Below are 20,008 nucleotides of genomic sequence, written 5' to 3'. Positions count from 1 at the left end.
GGCGGCCGGCGTCCACACCGGGCGCCGGCCGCCACCCGAAGCCACTGACGCTCACACCCCTGTCGAGGAGACCGACCCATGCGATCCACCGGACGTACCCGCCGCACCACACCCGCGACCACCGAACCCGACGCCACGCGGGCGTGGACCGCCGAGCAGATCCGCGACCTGGGGACCAGCACCGACCTCGCCACCGCGGCGGCCATGCTCGGCATCTCCCTCAGCGCCGCGTACAAACTGATCCGCCGCGACGCGTTCCCCGTGCCGCACCTGCGCGTCGGCGCCCAGTACCGCATCCCCACCGCGCCACTGCTGGCCGCCCTGCACCTACTCGAACCCGCGCCCCCGACCACCGCCCCGGACGGTCACCCGCCGGCGACTTGATCACATCCACGCGCCACGCGTGGATGTGATCGGTGAAACCGACGCACCCCACCCCGACGAAGGAGCACCACCCGCGATGCCCGACGGAAGCATCTTCAAACGCTGCGGCTGCCGCCACCCGATGACCCACAAGCCCTACGGCAACGACTGCCCGAAACTCCGCCGCGCCAACGGCGCCTGGAGTTCCGACCACGGCGGCTGGGCCTACCAGATCGAACTCCCCCGCACCGCCGAAGGCCACCGCCGTATCCTGCGCCGCGCCGGCCTGCCCACCCGCCGGGCCGCCGCCGACGAACTCGACCACGCCCGCGCCCTGCTCGCCCTCACCCGCGGCGACCGACGCCGCCGCACCGAACTCGCCGACGTCCTCCAGGACGCCGTACGCGCCCGGCGGCCCCTACCCGAGATCGACCGGCTCCGCCAACGACTCCGCGGCGACGGCCCCCTCGCCGAGGCCGCCACCGTCGCCGAGTACCTCACCGACTGGCTCACCCACCTCAAGGTCGACACCAACACCCGACGCGGCTACGAATCCATCACCCGCGTCCACCTCATCCCCCACCTGGGCGAAGTCCCCCTCGACAAACTCCGCGCCAGCCACATCCGGCAGATGTTCACCGCCATCGAACGCCGCAACGCCGAGATCGTCACCGCCCGCACCAGCCCCGACCCCACCGCCCGCTGGGCCGTACGCGGCATCCGCACCACCGGCCCCAGCACCCGCCAACGCATCCGCGCCTGCCTACGCAAGGCCATCAACGACGCCCTCGCCGACGAACTCATCGTCGGCTCCAACCCCGCCGCCCTGGTCAAGGTCCCCGGCACCCGACCCCTACCCATCGTCTGGGAAGACGAACGCGTCCGCCACTGGCGCACCACCGGCGAGGTCCCCGGACCCATCATGGTGTGGACCGACACCCAGGTCGCCGACTTCCTCGACCACGCCGCCACCCTCGACCCCGACCTGCACCCCCTGTGGCACTACATGGCCTACCGCGGCCCCCGCCGCGGCGAGGCCTGCGGCCTACGCGACAGCGAGGTACGCCTCGACCGCCGTGAAACCACCATCAACAACCAGATCGCCACCCACGGCTACACCCTCGTCCAGAAACCCCCGAAAAGCAGAGCCGGCACCCGCGACATCGCCCTCGACGACGACACCGTCAAAGTCCTCGCCACCTACAAGGCCCGCCGCGCCCAATGGCGCCTCGCCGCCGGACCCACCTGGCCCGACACCGGACTGTTCTTCGTACGACCCGACGGACGACCCTGGCACCCCACCGGAGTCACCCAACGGTTCCGCCGCCTCATCCACAAAACCGGACTACCACCCATCCGCCTCCACGACCTCCGCCACAGCGCCGCCACCTTCGCCCTCCACGCCGGCGTCGACATCAAGGTCCTCTCCGAACAACTCGGCCACTCCACCACCACCCTCACCCGCGACACCTACCAGAGCGTCAGCAAAGCCATGCGCCACGAAGCCGCCGACGCCGTCGCCGCAATGATCAGAAACCGCCGCCGACCCACCGCCTGACCAACACGACCTCGCCCCGGCCGGCAGCCGGGGCGAGGTCGCCACTCCCCCACCGACGACGCCTGGGAAATCTCCACAAGATCCGGGGCGGTTCACCTTCGTGGATGGAAGTGCTGGTTGAGCATATGGACCGCGTGGATCAGGTTGCCGGCCGTCGCGCAGGCTGTCAGCAGCGGCGACTATGGCACCGTGCTGCGCACCGCGCGAGTAGCGGCCGGGCTGAATCTGGAGGAGGCCGCCGCGTTGGCCGGGTTCTCCGCCTCGACGCTGAGCCGGATGGAGACCAAGCGCAACCGCCACTGGGACGTGCGTGAGCTTCGCCGCCTCGCCGAGGTGTTCGCCATCCCGACGCATCTGTTCGGGCTGTCACGATCGACCTTCGACACCAGCACGGTTAGCCTGACCGCAGGTGCCGATGAGGATGGTGACCCGATGCGCCGACGCGACCTGATCGCGACGACCGCCGCTGCGGTGACCGGGGCGATGGTGCTGCCTCTCGACCGGGCCACCGCCGCGCACGGCATGGCCGACACCGTCGAGGACGTGCTGTTCGGTCGGGTCAGCGTTCCACCCATTTCGGGCAATCAGCTGGCCGCGCAGCTGGCCGCCGCCCGCGCCGACTTCCGGGCCACCCGCTACGCCCAACTCGCCCGCCGGCTGCCCCGGCTACTCGCCCAGGCCATCGCCGTCCGTGAAACCGCCGCTGTCGACCAGGTACCGCTGGCGGCCAGTCGCCTGGCGCAGGCCTACAACGTGGCCACCCAACTGCTGATCAAGCTGCACGACAATGGCATGGCCTGGGCCACCGCGGAGCGGGCAGTGCAGGCTGCCCGTGGCTGCGACGACCCGATGGCGCTGGCCGACGCACGCAGGCTGGCCGCGACCGTGATACGCCGCACCCACCACCGCGACGGAGCGCAGAAGCTGATGCTCGATGCCGCTCAAGCGTTGCAGGCCGACACCGGCCTGCCCGACGCCGCCCACACCGCCCTGTACGGGCAACTACTGGCCGCAGCCTCGTACACCGCCGCGATGCGCGACGACCGTGACAGCGCCTGGACCCTGCTCGGCGAGGCCGAAGACGCCACCCGTCGGGCCAGCGGCATCAAGGACGGCCAGTTCAACATTCGTGAACTGGCCGTCTACAAGATCAGCGTGGCGCGGGTCCTCAGCGACTACGGCACTGCTATCGACTACGCGCGGCTGGTCGACCCGTCCCGGATCATCTCGCCGGAGCGCCGCGCCCGGTACTGGGAGGACACCGCCCTGGCGCTGCACGGCCGCGGTCGCCCGCACGCCACGTTCCAGGCGTTACTGGCCGCCGAGCGCGACACCCCACAGGAGGTCCGGTTCCGGCCCTGGGCGCAGCAGCTCACCGCCGACCTGCTCTCCCGCAACAGTCACAGCCTCCCAGGTGTGCGCGAATTCGCCGGCCGCATTGGGGTGCGCTGACCCGCCCCACACCGCGAGGGTGTCCGCTCCGCATCCGCATTCGCGGGGCGAGCACGCGGTCGACCGGAACCCATGCGGTAGCCCGAGCCTGCTCTACCTGGCAACCGTCCCCAAGTGCCCTAGGGCTCGGCGAAGCCCGACGTGGTGTCCGTTGACTTGGCGGGGGTACGGCTTGTAGCGCCTTGGTGCTGGACGGTGTGGGATCCGACGTGCACGGCGGCGGTGACGGCTTCGGGTAGCGGGGTGTTGCGGGCGAGGGCGAGGGCAGTCGTGACTACGAAGCCCGACCCGACAACTCCGCCAGCATGATCACCATCGCCATGATCGACAACCTCGCCAAACGCCTCACCGCCAAAACCAACCCGGGCGGCACCACTGATCCCGATGAAGGCGCGGCGGGACCGACGTTCCAGCACTTCAGGCTCCGTACCTTACAGCCTGCTCAGCGGCTGTCTTGAAGGCCGTCACCCAGGGGAACTCGGATTGCCGATCGTTTCCGCTGCCGGGTGGGTGTGGTTCCCAGCCCTCGGCGGAGCCGAGCAGGATATGTACTCCTTCGTCGCGGAGGCTGGTCACGGCGCGGCGGAAGGGTAGCCGGGCGGCGAGGGCGGTGTTGACGAAGGGCACGATGACGGTTGGCACCTGGCCTCCGATCAGTTCGGCGATCGAGGTCATGGCGTAGTTGTCGGCCAGGCCGAGAGCGATCTTGTTGATCGAGTTGTACGTCGCGGGTGCGATGATCAGGGCGTCGGCGGCGGGCAGCGAGCGGCGCACGCCCGGGGACTTCCGGTAGTCGGTGCGTACCGGAGCACCTGTCAGGCGTTCGACGTCGGCAACGTCGATGAGACTCACGGCATGGGGCGTGGCGGTGACCACCGCTGTCCAGGACTGCTCGTGCGCGGTGTTGATCAGCGTGGTGACGTCGGCTGCAGGGCCGGCGCCGCAGACGATGATCTGCAGGTGGCCACCGGTCACAGTGGGACCCCGGCGGCCTGGGCGACGTGGATGACGGCTACGCGGACCACAAGCGCCGCGCACGTCGATGCGTGCGCGGTGCAGCGACTGCGCCGGCGGCAACGCTGTCAGGGAGGACTCGTCCCACGTCACCTTCCAGCTCCACCGTCGTGTGGGTCATTCCCATCGTCATCAATCGTCGATGTCTAGGTTGAACGCGATCCTTGTCGTCGTGGTGACGGTCGGTTCGAGGGCATGATATTCGAGGATGGCGATCTCACCAAGCCGTCGCCGAGACTCTAGGATGTGGAGCATGTCTTCGCGACGGGCTTCCATGAAACGCGCGACCTCTCCTCTGCGTAAGGCGAGGGATCCTCGGAGTCCTTTGCCACCGACTGAGCTTGAGTTGTTCGAAGCGGCTGAGTTGGAGTCCGAGTCGGAGCTTGAGCGTCGAGCCTTCTACAGTGTGAACCTGGCGGGCCAGGAAGCTGATTCGTCGGCATTCGTGCAGTGTCGATTCCGTGGCGCGGACCTGTCTGGGTGTCGCTTGGACCAGGTGGCCTTCACTGATTGCCTGATGACGGATTCCAGCCTGGCCAACCTTCGTGCCGACGGGGGCAGCATGACGCGGGTGCGGTTGGCGGAGTGCAGGATGACGGGGTTCACCTGGGCTGATGGTGTGGTGCGAGACGTCACTGTTGCGGAGTGTCGAGCGGACCTGTCAGCGTGGCGGATGGCGACGTTCGACGCGGTGCTGTTCACGGGATGCAACTTGAACAACGCTGATTTCACGAATGCTGATCTGCGGGGTGCCGTGTTCCAGAATTGTGATCTGACTGGCGCGGTTTTCCATCAGGCGTCGATGGACGGCACACGTTTTCGGGGCTGCAACTTGGCCGGTGTCGGTGACCTCTCCAGCTGGAAGGGCGCGGTGGTGCACCACACCGATTTGATCAGCCTCTCCTACGGACTGGCAGGTGCGGCGGGCATCCGCGTCGAGGATGAGACTCCATGAGGGAAGGTCGACGCCCGCCAGCGCCACGAAGGGTAATTTCCGGCCGAGACTGGCCGGCACCAGAGGGGACTTCGACCGGTCCGGCCAGGTTCGTGGGATTGCGCTACGAGATGGCCGCGATCCAGGAGGTTGATCTGTGCGAGGCGCTCCTTGAGAGCTGCGTCTTCGACGCGTGTACTTTCACTGCGGTCAGGTTCAACTGCGCGAGTTTGGTCGATTCGACGTTCCGGGATTGCCGGTTCGCCGGCTGCAGTTGGTGGGATGCATCGCTGACCAACTGCGCCCTGATCGCGTCGGTGTTCGACCGGTGTGACCTGTCAGGCCTGGAGGTGGAAGGCGGAGACTGGTCGGACGTCGAACTGGCGGGTGCCGACCTGGGGACCGCCGACTTTGCTCGGGTGCTGATGCGTGGGGCGAACCTGAGCGGTGCGCGGTGCCAGGGTGCCGTGCTGCGGGAGGTGGACCTCTCTGGCGCGAGCGTGCGGAAGGCAGACTTCACTCGTGCTGACCTGCGGGGCAGCGTGTTGACTGCTTTCGATCCACGTGACGTCGAGTTGCGCGAGGCGATCATCACTGCTGATCAGGGGGTCGATATCGCGATGAGCCTCAACATGTCGGTGCGTGCTTCGTGACGAGGTACGGGCCGAGTTGAAGGTGGGCAAGATCCGAGTGCAGGAGGACGTTCACGGCGTCGACTGCGGTGCGGGCGATGGGCTGGCCGTGCAGGTTCAGTGACGTGTTGAGTAGCACTGCTTGGCCGGTCCGGTGATGGTAGGCGTCAAGGATCGCGGCGAGCCCGGTTGGACTGTGGTCGTCCACGATCTGTGGTCGACAACTCAGGTCTGCGGGGTGCATGGCGGCGATCATGTGGGTGGCAGCATCAGGTGGGGTGTCGAAGCCGATCATCATATAGGGACTGTGCAGGTCGCGAGGGTTGTGGATGTAGCGGTGTTGGTGGCTGCGGAGCATCGCTGGGGCGAAGGGCATCCAGAAGTCCCGCTGTTTGATGAGCCGGTTCAGACGCCGTGGAATGTCGGCGTCGGATGGGTTCGCGAGAATGGAGCGATTGCCGAGCGCGCGGGCACCGAATTCCATACGGCCGGCGCAGCGGGCAACGATCTCGCCGTCGGCCAGGAGTTGTGCGACGACGTCCTCGATCTGGTCAATCTCGTGCAGGACGAGGCCGGTTCCGGCGACCGCGTCGCGTGCGTCGGTGGGTGTGATTTCCTCGCCGAGGTAGCAGTCGCTCAGCGGCGTGATGGTCTGATGGCCGTGGGTGGCGGCAAGGTGGTGGTAGAGGGCTCCCAGTGGGAGGCTTTCATCCCCGCATGACGGAAAGGCGTTGAACGTCCTTACACAGTCCAAGGCGGCGATCCGCTGGTTGACCTTGATGTTCATGAACACTCCTCCGCCGACGAGCACATCCGGGATGCCGGTGGCGGCGACGGCGTTGCTGACCCAGCGAGTCAGCAGTTCTTCGGTAAAAAGCTGCAGACCGGCGAACTGGTCGTCGAAGCGGCGCCCGTGGAGCCGCTGCTCGATGGCGGGCCATGCACGCTCGATGCTGGGCCCAGTGCTGCGACGCAGGCGAAGCCCACTGCGGTCGAGGCCGAGGGACTCGTGCAGGATGTCGGCGACTTCCCGAGCGCGGTCGGCACGGGCGTAGGGGGCCATGCCCATCAGCTTGTACTCGTCCTCATGAGGGGTGAACCCGGCGGCGTGGGTGAACCAGAACCAGAGCAGGCCGATCGAGTCGCGCATGTCGGTGCGGGCGATCTCGATGCGGTGCCCGGCTGTCCAAGTCGATACGGTCGCGCAGGTGCCGTCCCCGAACCCGTCGCAGGTCAGGACGAGATAGGGGCGTTCGGGGGCGGCGCGTAGTCCGTAGTAGGCGGCGGCGGCATGAGCGGTGTGGTGGTCGATGTAGGTGACCCGCGCGGTGACACCACTCTGCCGTAGCAGATCATCGAGCCGCTGCGGCAACCCGTTGGGGGAGGCGGCCACCAGGTGCGCCTCCATGTCGGCCAGGTCCGGCCGGTGATGGAAGCCGGTGAGCCGGCGGCGCCATTCGTCGCGGGGACAGTGCTCCACGGCGCCGGAGCGGCTGCCGTAGACGACTTCAGCAACATCGGCGGCATCGGCACCGGCTGCGTCCAAACAGGTGGCGATGGCCCGGCGCGGGAAGCCCATGTAGCCCTTGATGCCGGTCAGTCGTTCCTCCTGTACGCAGTACGTGAGGTGTCCGTCGACGGCGATGGCAGCGGTGGCGTTTGCGCCGCCGTGGATGCCGAGCAGTAGCTCACCCATGGTCGATGTCCTCCCGGTTGACGGCGTCTGTGAGCCATGTCCATTCGGCGATCTTGAGCTCGGCGAGCCGGTCCAAGCTGCCCGCGTCGGTTTCGTGTAGATCGGAGAGCACTGGCGCTGCGATAGCCGAGAACCACTCGTTGAGTGCCTCCTCCAGCGCAGCGGCGGCCGGGTCCGCGATGGTGAAAGCGCGGTGGAAGGGCGCGGTGATGAGCAGTCCGTCGGCGGCGACCTGCCGTTCGATGACGGTGCCGGGGATGACCTTCAAGCGGCTGCGGGCCATGAAGTGTGGAATCCGGTGGCGGCCGAAGTCCTCCAGGGCGTCCAGTTCGGCGCGGAGTCCGCCGAGGGTCTGCCAGGGATGCCACAGGATGTAACTGGCCACGATGGTGACGCCGGCATCGTCGGCGGCTGCTACCACCTCCCGTAGGTGCGTGAGGTTCTGTCGTTTGCCGTAGACACGGCGCAGGGTGTCCGGGTTGAACGATTCCACTCCGATGAGCATGGTGCGGATCCCAGCGTCGGCCAGCAGGCCAACGATGTGTGGGGCGAGAGACTCCCCCCGTACGCTGATCGCGAACGTGAGGGTGCCGGCGAGGCCCGCTGCCGTAAGCCCGTCACGCAGTTCGGTGGCACGGCGGGCACACTCGTCGCGGTTGCCGCCGAAGTCGGAATCTGAGAACGCGAACGCCGTCGCCCCGGTGGCCTCGTGAAGATGGGCGATGTCGTCGACAACCGGTGCCATGGGCAGGTCCCGCCATCCGCCACCCGGCAGGTCGGCGTTGTAGGCGCAGAAGGTACAGCGGGACCGGCACCCTCGGCTCGCGGCCACCGACACCACCGAGTTGGCACCGTAGGGTAGGTCGGCGGTCGTGAGCGACCGTAGCGGCGTGTGAACCGTCAGGTGTGCGCGCAGGTGCGTGAGGAGATCCGCCACAAACGGATCGGCTATGACGGTGGCGGGTCCGGCGATGACGTGGTCCACCGCACCGTGCGCCATCAGTTCCCCGGAGGCGGACACCGCCAGTGGCCCGAAGCCGATGACAGTCAGCCGGGGATGGCGCAGCCGCGCGGCCACCAACTCGTCCGCGATACGACGCAGTCGAGGTCCGTACGCGTCTGAGGTGAACAGGTGCACCACGAGCACGGCGAATCCGCTGGTGCTGCCGGCGTCATCGGAGTCCGGGTGCCGTTGGGTGATGCCGGCGGCATCAGCGAGGGTGTCGGCCAGCGTCGCAGCGGGGCCGCCCCGGTAGTACGCATCCAACAGGACACTGTCGTAGCCGGCGGCACGCAGGGATGCCTGAACCGCGAGAGCGTCCCCGTCGACGTGGCGCTGTTTGAATCCGGACTCGTACAGCGTCGGTGCCCACACCAGTACTCGCGGTCGGCACGGATCAATCGTTATGGGCATGGCAACTCGCAGCGTCGGCACGGGCTCGTCGGCTCGCTGCGGAACTGTTCCCATACCTCCGAGCCGAACCAGATCGTGTCCAGGTCATCGGTGAGTAGGTTCCCGACCCGTAGGGACCGGTTTTCCACTCCGAAGATGCAGGGGTACACGTCACCGTGTTGATCGACGGCGAAGCCGATGCTGCCGCTGCCGCAGCCCTCAGTCGGGTTGATTGTCTCGATCGTCACGTCGTACGCCTCGGCCAGACGCTGACACTCGGGCAGCAGCACCGTCATGATCGTTGTGTCGTCCAAGGTCATTGAAGGGTTGGACCGGCCGACCGGCTTCTGTGGGAAGAACTTGAACCTCCGCACCCCGGCATCGAGCCCGATCTGGACGACGCTTTCCAGCTCCCCCAGGTTGATGTGGTTGACCACGGTGTTGATGACGACCTCGGTGAAATCGCTGAGCGCACGGATACCCGCGAGGGTCTTCGGCCAGGCGCCGGGCGCTGCCCGGATCATCTCGTGCGTGGCCGCCTGACCACCGTCGAGCGACACCTGTATCGGGGAAAGCCCCAACTCACGGAGCCGCTCCAGCCGGCCGGCGTTGAGGACCGTGGCGTTGGTCGACACCCCGAAGCCCAGTCCTCGGCCGAGGATGTCGGCCGCCAAGTCGAAGAATCCTGGCAGGAGCAGGCTCTCCCCACCGGTGATGTAGATATCCGGCACGCCGTAGTCGTCGAGCCGGCGGACGAGCTCGTGCCACCTGATCATGGGCAGGAGGAACGGGTCTGCCTGCGGACCACCGGAGCAGTAGCAGTGCAAGCACTTCTGGTTGCAGACCGTGAACGGTTGCAGGTGAGCCCAGAACGGCTTGAGTACTGGCATTCGGGGCCGCGCCGCCTCGGCCTCGTCCGCGACGGCGTGAACACGCGCGGCGGTCACGGGCTCAGCCACTGAGCTGCCAGCCGAAGCGAGAACGCCTGCGGAGTACAGCTCACCGACGACGCTGGTCCACCGGGTTTCGTTGAGACCGAAACGATCGCTGAGGGCAGTCTGCGCCAGCAGCGGGTACTGCGGAGCCAGCGGTTCGCGTGCCAGCAGCGCGACCATGGCCGCCGGACGCGGCAACTCCACGAACCGACGGGGCTGGGTTGTGGTCCACGAGAGGGCGCCAAAGTGTTCGTGGCGGAACCGAACATCCGCCATCTGCAGCGCCGGGGGAAGTGACGTCAAAAAGGACTCCCAGACTGGGGCCGCCGGCCCGCGACGGGATACGCGGGCCGGCAGCGGTCTCGATCTGAAGCGGGGGTGGACTACCGCCCAGACCTGTCGATGGAGACGCCACCGCCGCCCTGTGCGACGGTGCCCGAGTAGGTCTTGCAGCCCAGCGCGAGCGTCGCCTCCGCCACCGAGGCGTACTGCCGGATCTGCTCGGAGTTGCTGGCGACCGGGGCGGCCGCAGCGCCCGTGGAACTGGTGGGGACCATTGATCTGCCTTCCTGCGAGACCTTCAAGGACGAGAATCACTACACCCCACCGACCCTCCGGCGCGTAACGCCAGTCATGCGGACAAATTAGTTGTCCGCATTTATCAGCAATGCGCGATGCCATACCCCGAAACTCCCGGCCTGAAGTGACAGGACCCGCAGGTGATCTGCTGCCGCCGATGCCAACAGCGAGGCAACATCGAATGATCGGACAGCAAAAGCTAAGCTGACCGGTACCGTTCGGTGAATCCCTTGAGGAGGGCGGCGTCATGGGCCAGGCTCCACGCACGCTCCATCCATCCGTGTCGGAGCGCCACTTCTTCGGCGCAGAGTTGCGGCGTCTGCGAGAACAAGCGAACCTCTCGCAGGCACGGCTGGGTTCCATGATCCGCTTCAGCCCTGACCTGGTGAGGCGGGTGGAGACCGCAGACCGGTTCCCGTCCCGTCAGTTCGTCGAAGCCTGCGACGCGGCGCTGGGAGCCGATGGATCTCTGCTGCGCCTGTTGCCGGTACTTGAAGCCGAACGTGACCGTGAGCGGAGAGCCAGGATCGCTCTTGTCTCGACCCAGCCAGGTACCCCGATCACCTCGCTACCGGGTGCTCCCTTGGAGACTCCCGAGCAGGGCGACTTGCTGCGGCGTGTCCCCTTCCAGCCGGGCGTGCTGGATCGTACCGCCCTCGACTGGTTGAACAATCACCATGACTTCGGCCATTCGCCAGCAGGCCGACTTCGAGCCGTCAGTCAAGTATCGGAGGATGAAGTCGTATCGGCAGAAAACGCACTGACAGTATTTCGGCAGTTGGACCACAGGCATGGCGCTGGTCGGGTTCATCAGCGGGTACAGCGGTACGTCGAGGGCGAGATCAATCGGTTACTCGCGAGTCCACCTGCTTCTGATGCGATCGGGCGACGTCTGTTCAGGATCGCTGCGGGCTTCTTCGAGCTGTGCGGATATCAGGCGGTCGACACGGGGGCGGTCGGTCTTGCCCAACGCCGCTACCTGCGCGCCCTTCGGCTGGCGCAGGCGGCCCATGATCGCACTTATGGGGGCTATCTTCTTGCTGTAAATATTGGCCACCTGACGCTGCACTGCAACTATCCTGAGGCGAGCCTACGAATGGCGCTGACGGCGGTGACGGGGTGTGAAGCTGAAGCAACCCCCGCGATCCGAGCGGCCTTGCATGCCGTGGTGGCCCGCGCACACGCCCGTCTCGGGCATGAGGCCGACGCGGTAGCCCACCTCCTGACTGCGGAGAAGCAGCTCGACCGTAGTCGGTTGGAGGAGGAGCCGGAATGGATCCGGTACTTCACGTCGGCGTATCTTGCCGACGAACTGGCCCACTGCTTCCATGACCTTGGTCAGCCTCCCCAGACGCAGCGGCATCTAGACGACGCCCTCACGGCACTGAGCCCTTCACACGTCCGTCGACTCGCCATCGACACTGCGCTCCTGGCATCCTCGTTGGCCGCCGCCGGGCGCATTGAAGAAGCATGTGCGACAGCCAGGACCGCAGTCGATCACGCGGCCAAGACGGACTCCCACCGGTGTGTGCAAAGGATTGTCGATGTCCAAGTCGACCTGGATCCCTACCGGGGAGAGCCGGATGTCCGTGAGTTCGGCGACTACGTGCGGCACGAACTCCCACTGGCGGCGGTCTGGCCGTCACGCTCGCTTGCGGATTCGCTCATCGACAACAGATAGTGGGCAAGTTCTGCCTCCAGCGCCACCTCGGCGCGGACGGAAGAGGCTACGTAGTGGCCGACATCGTCAAGCAACAGCAGGTCATGCACCAGACCGAAGCGAGTCAGCTGCGCTCCGAGTTCCCGCACGTCGTGCACGGTGGCGATACTGTCATCGGTTCCGTGAACGAGCAGGACCGGTCGTCGGATGGCATCGGCAGCAACCCTGCCCGCGCCACCACTCAAACGCAGAGCGTGAGCGCGCTGAAATCTAGGAACGGTGGCCGCCCACCGGTCCGGATCTACGATCGCCGAGATCGCGGTGGCTGCAGCGAAGGGACCGTCGTGCGTGACCGCGTGCAACGCCGTGTATCCACCGGCACTGGCACCGCGGATGAAGACTTGACCCGGCACTGCTCGACCGGTTGCTATGAGGTGTTCGGCCACCGCACGACAGTCGTTCACGTCAGCCAGACCCCACCGGCCGTACAACGCCTGGCGGAATGCCCGCCCATACCCGGTGCTACCGAGATAGTCGACATCCACGACGGCGAAACCACGGCCAGTGAAGAACTGTGCCTGCCAGTCCAGACGCAGCAGACACGAGGCAGTCGGGCCCGGATGTGCACGAACGATCACCGGAGCCCGCCAACCCGGTCCTGCATCGGCAGGCGGATACACCACGGCCCGTACCTCGCGACCTTCCTTGACGGGCACCTGCAGCTCTGCGGGGGTCGAGACCGTGTAGGTGGCGAGGTCCGCATGTTCCGAGCGGGCCAGCACCTCAACCCGGGGATCACCAGATGCGAGGTGTACCAGCACGACTTGAGGTGCCACCGTCGTTGACGAGGCGATGAGAGCGACTGTCTTCTCGTATACCGCCACGTAGGGCTTGATCGACGTGTACAGAATCTCGACTGGCGTGACCGCGCCCAGCGGGTCGACGAGTAGCAGTCGGTGCCTCGGTCCCTGCTGAACCACCACCGCGATCCGACCGTCGTCGAGGAAGCCGTACGACGCATACCCCAGTTCCCAGGGTTCCGCCGCGCACTCACCCGTGACGGCAGCTACAGCATGGACATCTTGACCATCCCATCGAAACAGATTCCACCAGCCGTTACGGTCCGACACGAAGTAGAGGGAACCGTCAGGCCCCCATCGCGGCTCCACCACCGACTCATCTGCCCCACCCGCGACGAGCAATGGCTTTCCGATGCAACCACCAGACTCGTAGGGTGCCACCCAAAGCTCGCAGGCATCCCAGGGCATGTCGTGCTCGCTCCACCAGGACCAAGCCACCATCGCTGGGCCTGGCTGAGGGGGACCAAAGAACCCTGGCGATGTGCTAAGAACTCTCACCGACGCTGGTCCATCGGCAGTCACCGCGATTAACTCGTCGCCTTGTTCGGACTCCCGCACAGCAAGTATTTCACCCGCGCCAACAACCAGTCCGCCAATGATTCCCGGCACCATCAACTCTAGGTCATCGCTGCCGACATGCTGCCGGTACAGGCCCGCTGCACCGGTGCACCACAACTCGTCCTCAACGATGGCATAGGTGCCCCCACCGTAGGTGTGCACCTCGCTGGTGATGCTGAAATTCGCAGGCCCAGCGTCATGCACTCCACCTTCGGAACGCCGTCGCACCAGCATCACACCGCAGCCGGTACCGGCACGAGCCTCCAACCAGTAGAACGAACCGTCACAGATTCGAAGCTGGTCGTAACTGACTGTGGCGCGCACTGCGTCCGATGCCGAGATCGGGCCGATGCCGGCTTCCGCCTCCACAACGCCTCCTCGAAACGTCTCACCGTACGCCCGGCGAGCCAACAGGCGACGAGCAATCCGCCTACGGCGTACCGGCGCATGGTGTTCGGGCTGCCCCCATCAGAGTTGATGGACTGGGCTCGCACGCAATGACTCTACGCTCACCACTCTAGGCGCCTGCCCGGCAGAGGACGCGATGCGAGCCCGATGACCGCAACCGAGAGCGACGACGGCTGCTCTTGCGGACAGATTCCCTGTCCGCATATCTGCCATGGACCCGGATGCAATTTGGCGAGATTATGAGTCGACCACTGCGCTGGGCGCCAAAGGGGCGGGTCCGGTCTAACGATTCGACCTGACAATCCGCGACCCCAGCAGGGTGGACAACCGCCGACTATTCGGATCCTGTTGCAACTGGAGCATTCATGCGGCTGACCCAGGTGCACATCCCTGTTCGAGTGAGGAAGGTCGGTCGTGGTGACACGTCATCCCGATGTCGGGCGGCATGATCCCCGTTATCTATCGTCCAGGCGGCCCCCAACCGCGGCTGCCCGGCCGCCGTTGTTGGCGGATGAGTTCTTCTTCGTCGCCCACGACGACTACGGCCAGCGGCGGTTGTTCGGTTCCGCCCTCGGCTACGGCCTGGCCGCCGCACTGCTGGCCGAGTTGCACTTCACCGGTCGGATCACGTTCGCCGACGGGCGGGTGCGGGTCCGTGACATGCACCCACCGGCGGACCCCCTCCAGCACCTGATCCTCGACCGATTGGCAGCGGAGCCCGAGTGTCCGACCCGGACGTGGCTGGCGTATGTCGCCGATACCGCCTACACGCAGGTGGCGCGGCGGATGTGTCACGCCGGCCTCCTCGCACCGCAGCAGGTCGGCCGTCTATGGCGGCAGCGCACCGTCTATCGGCCCGTGGACATCAACGACGCCGCGTGGCCTGGGGCGCGTCTGTCGCAGCGCCTTCGCGGTCGTCGGACGCTCGGTGACTCCGACCGGGTCCTGGCCGGCTTGGTCCTGCACACCCAACTGGACTCGTCGCTGCTCGATGGTGCGCCGTTGTCGGCCCGCCTGTATCTGCGGGAGGTGGTCGATGGGGTGCAGCCGCCGGTGCGGGAGTTGTTCGGTGACCTCGCCGCCGCTGTCGGCAACGCCGTCCTGTCCCACCGCACCTGACCCACCACAGCCTCCGCAGTTCCCCGCTCCCCGCTCCTCGTTTGTTCTTCTTCCGTGAAAGGTGATTCTGCATGTCTCGTTCTGTGGCTGGTGCGGTGTCGGTGACGTTGGCGCGTGGCCGCCTTGGCGTCGCGCATGTGGTGTTCTTCGTGATGGCCGCCGCCGCCCCGCTGACCGTGGTTGCCGGTGGTGCGACCACCGGCTACGCGGTCACCGGCGTGACCGGTATCCCGATCGCGTACCTGCTGGTCGCTGCCGTTCTCGGCCTGTTCGCCGTCGGCTACGTGGCGATGTCCCGGCACGTCGTCAATGCTGGCGCGTTCTACACCTACGTCCGTCACGGTCTCGGCCGCCCGGCCGGCGTCGCCGCAGCCGCCGTGGCGATAGTGGCGTACAACGCGATGCAGATCGGCCTGTACGGCGGCTTCGGCGCGGTCCTCGCCGACTTCCTCCACACCCGCTACGACCTTCACATCGCCTGGTGGGTGTGTGCCCTGACGGCGTGGGCGGTGGTGGCGGTCCTCGGGTTGCTGCGCATTGACCTCAACGGGCGGATCCTCGCCGTCATGCTGGTGGCCGAGTGCGCTGTGGTGGTGGTCTTCGACGCGGTCATGCTCAGCCAACCCGCTCCCGGTGGTATCGGCTTGGGCACGTTGCATCCCGGGTTGGTGGTGAGTGCGGGTATCGGGGCGGCGTTGGTCACCGCGATCACCGGCTTCGTCGGCTTCGAGGCCACCACCGTCTTCGCCGAAGAGACCCGCGACCCCCGACGCACCATCGCCCGAGCCACCTTCATCGCCGTCGGACTCACCGGCGTGCTCTATGCGGGGTCGGCGTGGGCGATGTCGGTGGCCACCGGCCCCGACCACATCGTGCAAGCCGCGCGTGCCTCGGGCACGGAGCTGATCTTCGACCTGGCCGGCCCGTATCTCCCGACCACCGTGATCACCGTCGCGCAGGTCCTGTTCGTCACCAGCCTCTTCGCCGCACTCCTCAGCTTCCACCACACCGTGGCCCGGTACCTGTTCGCACTCGGCCGGGAACACGTCCTACCCGCGGTGTTGGGACGCACCAGCCGCCGCACCGGCGCCCCGAAGGTCGGGTCGCTCCTGCAGAGCGCTGTCGCCGTGATCGTGCTGGTCGGCTACGCGGTGGTGGGGGCGGATCCGATCGTGCACCTGTTCTTTTGGATCACCGTCACCGGCGGCCTCGGCGTCCTCATCCTCATGACCGTCACCTCCGCCGCCGTGGTCGGCTTCTTCCACCACAGCCCGCACAGTGAAGGACGCTGGCGCAGCACGATCGCGCCCGTGGCCGCCACTCTCGCGCTGACCGGAATCCTGGCCGCCACCCTGGTCGAGTTCGACACCCTCCTCGGCGTCGAAGCGAGTTCCCCGCTGCGGTGGATGTTTCCCACCGCCTACGCCACCGCCGCTCTACTCGGCGCCATGTGGGCGCTCATCCTGCGACGGGCCCGCCCGGACGTGTACCAGGCGATCGGCCTCGGCGCGCACACCGCGACCGTCGCCTGGCGCACCCCCACCACCGCATCCCACCACGTGTAAGGACCTTGCCGAGATGACTATCCCCACCGTCGCGGTCCGCCCGGCGACACCCGCCGACACCGACGCTCTGGTCCCGGTCCTGGCCGACGCGTTCTTCACCGGGCCGGTAGCCGACTGGCTCGTCCCCGACCCCGCCGAACGACGCCTGGTCTACCGGGCCTACTTCACCGCCGTCCTGCACCACGGCCTGGAACACGGGACCGTGCACACCACCGACGATCGGGCTGGGGTGGCGATCTGGTACCCCCGCCTGCAACCCCCGACCTCACCCAGCCGAGAGCATCTCGCAGCGTTGGAGCAGGCCACCGGCCGGTACGCGCCCGTGTTCGCCCTCCTCGACACGCTCTTCGAAACCCACCACCCCGCAACACCGCACCACCACTTGGCCTACCTCGCCGTCGCACCCGGCCGGCAGAACGGTGGGATCGGGGCCGCACTGCTCGCCAACCACCATCGCCGCCTTGATGCCGAGGGTCTGCCCGCGTACCTGGAGGCCACGAACCTGCGCAACCGGGCTCTCTACCAACGGCTCGGCTACCGGGCCGGCATACCGATCCAGATTCCGAGCGGGCCGACGATCTGGCGGATGTGGCGACCCGGCACCGCCATCTTCCCGCCCGGCTTCTTCGACACGGCCCCGACCATGGTGAGCGCTGTCCCGACCGAAGGCGCGGCGCAGTGACCGGACAGCTGGACCAGAAGGCGTGGACGGCACGGCCGGACGACGTCCCGACCGTCACCATGCTCCTCGCCGCCGTGGCCATGTTCGACCCGGTCACCGAGTGGCTGCTGCCGGACCTGCGGCAACGCCGCAACGTGCTGCAACGGCTGATCGCCGTGCAGGTCGACCACGCCGTCGCACGCGGCGACGTCACCATCCTCGGACACATGACCGCCATCGCCGTCTGGCATCCGTACCCGGAAACCAGGCCGTGGGCCGCGCCGACCCGCCACGACCTCGGACCGGCCGCCGGCCGCGCCGCCGTCCGTTTCCAGCAGTTGCTGCAGGCCATGGACAGCTACCGGTCAGCCGCGGCGCACGACTGGCTGTCCTGGCTGTGGGTCCGCCCCAGCCACCGCGGCCGGGGTCTCGGCCGGCACCTACTCGACCACCGCCACCACCACGCCGACCACCCAGCTCTGCCGGTCGACACGGTCGTCACCACCACCGGTGCCCGCGACACCCTCACCGCCTACGGCTACCACGCCGACACACCTCTACACCTCCCCAGCGGCCCCCGGCTCTGGCCACTACACCGCGACCACCCTCCCGTGGCCTGACCACGCCTGTCCACGTCCACCCGGGTCGCGCGCGTATGACGCGGCCTGGTGTTTCCACCTGCGAGAAGAAGGTTCTCTCCGTTGCACAACCAACCCTCATCCCTGCCGACGCCAGCGGCCACCGCGCCCCACCCGGCCGGACCGACCAACCCGCCGAATTCGATCGGTCTGCCCGCCACGGGCATGGCCGACGGGCCGGTGGTGTTCCACCGGGTGTCCCGGGAGTTGACGCCCCGATGGTGGCGCTCCGTGGCCGCCGTGCTGGTGGCGTTCCTCGGGGTCCTGGTCAGCCTGACAGCCGCCGCCGTGGCCATGCACGTCCAGCCCCGGCTGCCGCTGCTGGGTGACTACACCCTGATGGCGTACTCCATCGCCGGGGTGGCCGTCGCGTTGCCGATCGCCATGCTCACCGTCAAGACCATCGAGCGGCGGCCGGCCGGTAGCGTCCTGAGCATCGCCGGCCGGATCCGCCGCCGTTGGCTGGCGGTCTGCCTTGTCGTCGCGGTACCGACGGCCCTGGCCGGCATGATCTCCGGCTTCGTGATCGAGGTGCTGACCCACACCAGTGACGTCGAGCCCACCCCGGCGCAGCCATCCGGGTGGCCCGGCGTCGGCCCGTACCTGACCACCGTGGCCGTCGTGGCCGTGTTCCTGGTCGGGCAGGTCACCGCCGAGGAGTACATCAGCCGCGGCGTCATCCTCCAGGCCATCGGCCGGTTCTTCCGCTCCCCGTGGCCCGCCATCGGCGGGCAGGCGGTCGTGTTCGCCGCCCTGCACGGGCCCGGCACCGTCTGGGGTGTCCTGCTGGTCCTGACCATGGGCGTCGCCCTCGGCTGGCTCACCGTCGTCACCGGCGGCATCGAAGCCGGCATCGCGTTTCACCTGGCCGTCAACTTCCCGCTTCTGTTACTGACGGCCGCGATGCCGCGCCTGGCCGACCCGACCGCCAACGCCGCCGGCGCCGGCTGGCAGACCGCCGCCACCCAAGGGCTCACCGTCGCCGTCTACGCCACGATCGTGGGTCTCCTCGCCACCAAGACCCCCCTCCTGCGCCTACTCGCACCCCGCACCCCGGCAGTCACCGCACACCAGACGGCCTCAACCACCGCAGCCCACCACCACGACGCGCAGCGGCACCCATCCGACCAGCCACAGACCCCAACCCGGAGCACGCCATGAAAGAACTCCTCGCCCTGATCGGCGTACTCATCCTGGCCCTCGCACTGGCCAAAGGCAGCCTGTCGAACACCCTCTGGCTCCTGCTACGCCTACGCCTGGCACGCCCGGCCACCATCCTGGCGCTCCTACTCATGATCATCATCCTCGCGAGCAGCTACGCCCACCGGACGACCCCATGACCACACCCACCGGAAACCCCCGCCACCACGAACACGACGACCGTCCGCCGGAATGGGACCTCGTACGCCGCGCCCAACACGGCGACCGCGACGCCTTCGGCCAGCTCTACCAACACCACCACAACCGCGTCCTCGGCCACGTCACCGCCCGCGTCGGCAGCCACCAACGACACCTGGCCGAGGACATCACCGCCGAGACATTCCTACGCGCCTGGAAAAACCTTCACCAGTACACCCAACCCCGCCGACCGATCATCGCCTGGCTCCACACCATCGCCCACCGCCTCGTCCTCGACCACGCCCGAGCCCGCCGCAACCGCCCCGAACACCCCGCCGGCCTCACCGACGACTACCACGCCACCGAAAACCACCACACCACCAGCGCCGAAGCAGCCGTCATCGCCAAATACGACCTCCAACAAGCCCTCACCGCATACCAACACCTCGACCCCCGACACCGCACCTGCCTCCACCTCCGCCACTGGCGAGGCCTCACCGTCCCCCAGACCGCCATGGCCCTCCACACCACCATCGACAACGTCCAACACCTCGAAGCAACCGCCACCCACGCCATCACCCAACACCGCACGACAGACATCCCGCTACCGCACTGGCACCCCGGACACCACCAGCGACGGTGAAC

At 67.4% G+C, this 20,008-nt stretch carries 20 protein-coding genes; 14 read left to right on the top strand and 6 right to left on the bottom strand.

What is annotated here, in order from left to right; genetic code table 11:
* Positions 1-78 precede the first annotated feature (78 nt).
* The 4 genes from GA0070617_RS04670 to GA0070617_RS31280 all read left to right on the top strand — a co-directional run bounded on the left by GA0070617_RS04670 (position 79) and on the right by GA0070617_RS31280 (position 3,831).
* A complete protein-coding gene (locus GA0070617_RS04670) occupies positions 79-384 on the top strand; it encodes a helix-turn-helix domain-containing protein (RefSeq protein WP_091434276.1) in 306 nt (101 codons plus the stop codon).
* A gap of 76 nt (positions 385-460) precedes the next feature.
* A complete protein-coding gene (locus GA0070617_RS04665) occupies positions 461-1,921 on the top strand; it encodes a tyrosine-type recombinase/integrase (RefSeq protein WP_091434274.1) in 1,461 nt (486 codons plus the stop codon).
* Positions 1,922-2,038: 117 nt separating this feature from the next.
* Complete coding sequence (locus GA0070617_RS04660) at positions 2,039-3,373, top strand: helix-turn-helix domain-containing protein (protein WP_091434272.1); 1,335 nt, start codon at positions 2,039-2,041, stop codon at positions 3,371-3,373.
* A 305-nt stretch (positions 3,374-3,678) separates the two neighbouring features.
* Positions 3,679-3,831, top strand: a complete 153-nt coding sequence (locus GA0070617_RS31280) for a hypothetical protein (RefSeq protein WP_229688156.1) — start codon at positions 3,679-3,681, stop codon at positions 3,829-3,831.
* Here the strand turns inward: GA0070617_RS31280 and GA0070617_RS04655 are convergent.
* On the bottom strand, positions 3,791-4,348 hold the full coding sequence (locus GA0070617_RS04655; RefSeq protein ID WP_091434270.1) for a flavoprotein: 558 nt from the start codon (positions 4,346-4,348) through the stop codon (positions 3,791-3,793). The genes GA0070617_RS31280 and GA0070617_RS04655 overlap by 41 nt on opposite strands.
* 292 nt (positions 4,349-4,640) lie before the next feature.
* Between GA0070617_RS04655 and GA0070617_RS04650 the strand changes: the two genes are divergently transcribed.
* The gene (locus GA0070617_RS04650) at positions 4,641-5,342 is read left to right on the top strand and encodes a pentapeptide repeat-containing protein (RefSeq protein ID WP_091445886.1); all 702 of its coding nucleotides are present in this window, start codon (positions 4,641-4,643) and stop codon (positions 5,340-5,342) included.
* 98 nt (positions 5,343-5,440) lie between these two features.
* Positions 5,441-5,974 carry a pentapeptide repeat-containing protein gene (locus GA0070617_RS04645; protein WP_175440435.1) on the top strand — a complete coding sequence of 178 codons (534 nt, stop codon included), beginning with the start codon at positions 5,441-5,443 and terminating at the stop codon, positions 5,972-5,974.
* Here GA0070617_RS04645 and GA0070617_RS04640 read toward each other — a convergent pair.
* The 4 genes from GA0070617_RS04640 to GA0070617_RS30355 form a co-directional block, all read right to left on the bottom strand.
* The gene (locus tag GA0070617_RS04640) at positions 5,949-7,649 is read right to left on the bottom strand and encodes a carbamoyltransferase C-terminal domain-containing protein (protein ID WP_091434266.1); all 1,701 of its coding nucleotides are present in this window, start codon (positions 7,647-7,649) and stop codon (positions 5,949-5,951) included. The genes GA0070617_RS04645 and GA0070617_RS04640 overlap by 26 nt on opposite strands.
* Entirely contained in the window at positions 7,642-9,024 is a 1,383-nt protein-coding gene (locus GA0070617_RS04635) for a B12-binding domain-containing radical SAM protein (protein WP_175440434.1), read from the bottom strand. The genes GA0070617_RS04640 and GA0070617_RS04635 overlap by 8 nt, the downstream gene beginning before the upstream one ends.
* A 29-nt stretch (positions 9,025-9,053) precedes the next feature.
* Positions 9,054-10,181 carry a radical SAM protein gene (locus GA0070617_RS30360; protein WP_175440433.1) on the bottom strand — a complete coding sequence of 376 codons (1,128 nt, stop codon included), beginning with the start codon at positions 10,179-10,181 and terminating at the stop codon, positions 9,054-9,056.
* 179 nt (positions 10,182-10,360) lie between these two features.
* Positions 10,361-10,534 (bottom strand): hypothetical protein, encoded by a 174-nt coding sequence (locus GA0070617_RS30355; RefSeq protein WP_175440432.1) that lies wholly within the window; start codon positions 10,532-10,534, stop codon positions 10,361-10,363.
* Between the two features lie 269 nt (positions 10,535-10,803).
* On the opposite strand from GA0070617_RS30355, the gene GA0070617_RS04625 reads away from it, so the two are divergent.
* Positions 10,804-12,237 carry a helix-turn-helix domain-containing protein gene (locus GA0070617_RS04625; RefSeq protein WP_091434258.1) on the top strand — a complete coding sequence of 478 codons (1,434 nt, stop codon included), beginning with the start codon at positions 10,804-10,806 and terminating at the stop codon, positions 12,235-12,237.
* Here the strand turns inward: GA0070617_RS04625 and GA0070617_RS04620 are convergent.
* Positions 12,159-14,003, bottom strand: coding sequence for a S9 family peptidase (locus GA0070617_RS04620; RefSeq protein WP_229688157.1), 1,845 nt, complete (start codon positions 14,001-14,003; stop codon positions 12,159-12,161). The genes GA0070617_RS04625 and GA0070617_RS04620 overlap by 79 nt on opposite strands.
* A 540-nt stretch (positions 14,004-14,543) precedes the next feature.
* On the opposite strand from GA0070617_RS04620, the gene GA0070617_RS04615 reads away from it, so the two are divergent.
* From GA0070617_RS04615 to GA0070617_RS04585, 7 genes are all read left to right on the top strand, one after another.
* A complete protein-coding gene (locus GA0070617_RS04615; RefSeq protein WP_229688158.1) occupies positions 14,544-15,161 on the top strand; it encodes a GOLPH3/VPS74 family protein in 618 nt (205 codons plus the stop codon).
* Positions 15,162-15,232: 71 nt separating this feature from the next.
* On the top strand, positions 15,233-16,726 hold the full coding sequence (locus GA0070617_RS04610) for an APC family permease (protein ID WP_091434256.1): 1,494 nt from the start codon (positions 15,233-15,235) through the stop codon (positions 16,724-16,726).
* A gap of 13 nt (positions 16,727-16,739) precedes the next feature.
* The gene (locus GA0070617_RS04605) at positions 16,740-17,408 is read left to right on the top strand and encodes a GNAT family N-acetyltransferase (RefSeq protein WP_091434253.1); all 669 of its coding nucleotides are present in this window, start codon (positions 16,740-16,742) and stop codon (positions 17,406-17,408) included.
* Positions 17,405-18,007 carry a GNAT family N-acetyltransferase gene (locus GA0070617_RS04600; RefSeq protein WP_091434251.1) on the top strand — a complete coding sequence of 201 codons (603 nt, stop codon included), beginning with the start codon at positions 17,405-17,407 and terminating at the stop codon, positions 18,005-18,007. The genes GA0070617_RS04605 and GA0070617_RS04600 overlap by 4 nt, the downstream gene beginning before the upstream one ends.
* 81 nt (positions 18,008-18,088) lie before the next feature.
* Positions 18,089-19,186: a CPBP family intramembrane glutamic endopeptidase gene (locus GA0070617_RS04595; protein WP_139135575.1), complete on the top strand. Its 1,098-nt coding sequence runs from the start codon at positions 18,089-18,091 to the stop codon at positions 19,184-19,186.
* A complete protein-coding gene (locus GA0070617_RS04590; RefSeq protein WP_091434248.1) occupies positions 19,183-19,365 on the top strand; it encodes a hypothetical protein in 183 nt (60 codons plus the stop codon). Before GA0070617_RS04595 ends, GA0070617_RS04590 begins: the two co-directional genes overlap by 4 nt.
* Complete coding sequence (locus tag GA0070617_RS04585; RefSeq protein WP_091434245.1) at positions 19,362-20,006, top strand: RNA polymerase sigma factor; 645 nt, start codon at positions 19,362-19,364, stop codon at positions 20,004-20,006. The genes GA0070617_RS04590 and GA0070617_RS04585 overlap by 4 nt, the downstream gene beginning before the upstream one ends.
* Positions 20,007-20,008 lie beyond the last annotated feature (2 nt).

Origin of the sequence: Micromonospora yangpuensis (assembly GCF_900091615.1) — a bacterium.
In the GTDB taxonomy this organism is placed as follows: domain Bacteria; phylum Actinomycetota; class Actinomycetes; order Mycobacteriales; family Micromonosporaceae; genus Micromonospora; species Micromonospora yangpuensis.
Note: the sequence above shows the minus strand (reverse complement) of the source record. Positions and strands in the feature narration are given on the sequence as shown.